Origin of the sequence: Bacillus sp. JJ1503 (assembly GCF_036965125.1) — a bacterium.
Lineage (GTDB): Bacteria > Bacillota > Bacilli > Bacillales > Cytobacillaceae > Cytobacillus.
The window spans coordinates 402-2,080 of sequence record NZ_JBALOZ010000512.1 but is presented as its reverse complement, the minus strand read 5'-3'; the positions used below and the strand labels follow the sequence as shown (position 1 = coordinate 2,080).

At 33.4% G+C, this 1,679-nt stretch carries 1 protein-coding gene; it reads right to left on the bottom strand.

Annotated elements, in window-relative coordinates:
* Positions 1-333: 333 nt before the first annotated feature.
* Positions 334-1,584 carry a DNA cytosine methyltransferase gene (locus V7149_RS26075; protein ID WP_335348458.1) on the bottom strand — a complete coding sequence of 417 codons (1,251 nt, stop codon included), beginning with the start codon at positions 1,582-1,584 and terminating at the stop codon, positions 334-336.
* Positions 1,585-1,679: the final 95 nt, after the last annotated feature.

The following is a 1,679-nucleotide window of genomic DNA, read 5'->3' as shown; positions in this document are numbered from 1 at the left end:
ATCCTGAACCATCGCTCCTATTATTGGATGTGTTGAAGCGTTAGTGGTGATCTTATACTAGATTTTGCATTAGAGAACTGTGATCTTTTATATTATTTAATTCTCAGTATAAGTTTGTAGTCATCCATTTATGTGGTCTTATTACAAGTATTATTATAAACTTTTATGAAATTGAAAAACATTAATAAATGACCATTTATAGATAGACATGACTTTTTGGTTATATGAAAGTAAGAAATAGGAAAGCAATTTTTTCCTAAGTCTTTTAAAAGAAAAGGTGTCTGCTCCTAAGTATTTTACTGGAGGACAGGCACCATTTTTCTTTTCAATATATTATTTTGAAATCGCAAGATCTTGATGTCTAATTATTTCTAAGTTATTTTTAGCCCATATTGCTAGTGGCATTGCAATTGCCTTCGATAACAAAACTGGTACAGCATTTCCAATTTGCTTATACTGCTTGTCTAATCTATTGTTTTTTTGAACATTTCTATTCCCTCCATCGGAGAAAATGAACCAATCAGGAAAAGTTTGAATTCTTGCAATTTCCTTAACGGATAATCGACGATGTTCTGATTCTTTTCCAGGAAGTTCCCATTTGTCTGGTCCTAATTTAACCATTTCTGGACCACTCGGGTGTAAAGGTGCTTGTCTTCCAGATGCTTGAATAGTAAAACTCTGCTCACTCCATTTTTTCTTACGATTACGCGATAAATATATAGGAGAAAATCCACCTTCAAACCAATCCCCAGGTATGTTTTCTAAATCTCCAATAGCGTCCTTTAATGTAACATAAGGTAATTTATCTTCCCCATGAGTAGGGCTTGGAAATTCATATTCAAAATCAAGATCACTTCTAAATCCAATTATAAATACTCGTTCCCTTGATTGTGGAATGCCATAATCTCTAGCATTAACTAATTTAAATTTTACATTATACCCTGCAGAAGTAAAATCCTGGACAATTTGATTTAAAACTTCACCTTTTCCTAATGTCATCATACCCTTAACATTTTCCGCTATAAAGGCAAATGGTCTGGCCTGGATTAAACATCTAATAAAATGAATATATAGAAAGTTTCTTTCATCATCAATCAACCTTGGTCCAGCTTCACTAAAGCCAGGACAAGGAAAACCACCAAGGACCAAATCTGCTTTTGGAAAGGATTTCACTTTTCGAATATCTAACGGTTCTTGATATACAGTAGGAAAATTTATGTTATATGATTCATTTGCCTCTTTAAAGAGATCGTTCGAATAAATAGTATGAAAAATGCTATCCTCTCTAATAGCATTAAACCAATCCTTATCTTTAAAAGCCTTAAGTGCTTCGTCCTCTCCAATTACTGCTGATAATCCTGCAAGTTCAACTCCTAAATCTAAGCCCCCACAGCCAGAAAAAAGGCTAATTATATTAATTTTATCATCACGATAGTTAAGATTGGGTAAACTGTGATCTATTTCAATTTCTCTAATTAGTTTTTCCTCTTCCGCAATCTTATGTAGAAGAAGTCTCTTTACCTCTTCAGGGTTATATTCCTTTAAGGGGCGGTATTTTCCTCGTCCTCTTTCTTCAAGTTTCACTTTTTATACCTCCCATTAGATTTTAGTAATGTTATTTTATCATTAAATGAACTAGAAGGCCAGGTTTTTCTCTACCCCCCAATTATTAACAGTGA